General features: G+C 65.8%; 1 protein-coding gene. It reads left to right on the forward strand.

Annotated elements, in window-relative coordinates; all coding sequences use genetic code 11:
• On the forward strand, positions 1-471 hold a 471-nt coding region (locus EN964_RS36975), incomplete at both ends, for an autotransporter-associated beta strand repeat-containing protein (RefSeq protein ID WP_164776611.1).

The raw sequence follows: 471 nt of genomic DNA on the forward strand, positions 1-471 counted from the left end.
GCGCTACACCGGTAGCGGCGACACGACTGACCGGCTGTTCACGCTCTCGGCCGGCACCAGCTTCATCGAATCCTCAGGCACGGGCGCCGTCGTCTTCAGCAACACGGCCGCGGTTACCTATTCCGGCAGCGGCCCGCGCACCATCGCGCTCGGCGGCACCAATACCGCGCTCAACATCATGGGCGGGGCGATCGCCGACGGCGCCGGCGGTGCAACCACGCTGGCCAAGAACGATGCCGGCACCTGGGCGCTCACCGGCAACAACACTTTCACCGGCAACACCGTCATCAACAACGGCAATCTGATGATCGGCAATGGCGGCACCACCGGCAACGCCGGCGCCGGCAACGTGATCGTCAATGCTGCCACCTCAACCTTGTCGTTCAACCGCAGCGACACGTTCAATTTCACCGGCCTTCTCAGCGGCCCAGGCACGATCGCGCAAATCGGGACGGGCGCGACCGTGCTGAC

The organism is Mesorhizobium sp. M7A.F.Ca.CA.001.10.2.1, assembly GCF_003998575.1.
Taxonomy (GTDB): domain Bacteria; phylum Pseudomonadota; class Alphaproteobacteria; order Rhizobiales; family Rhizobiaceae; genus Mesorhizobium.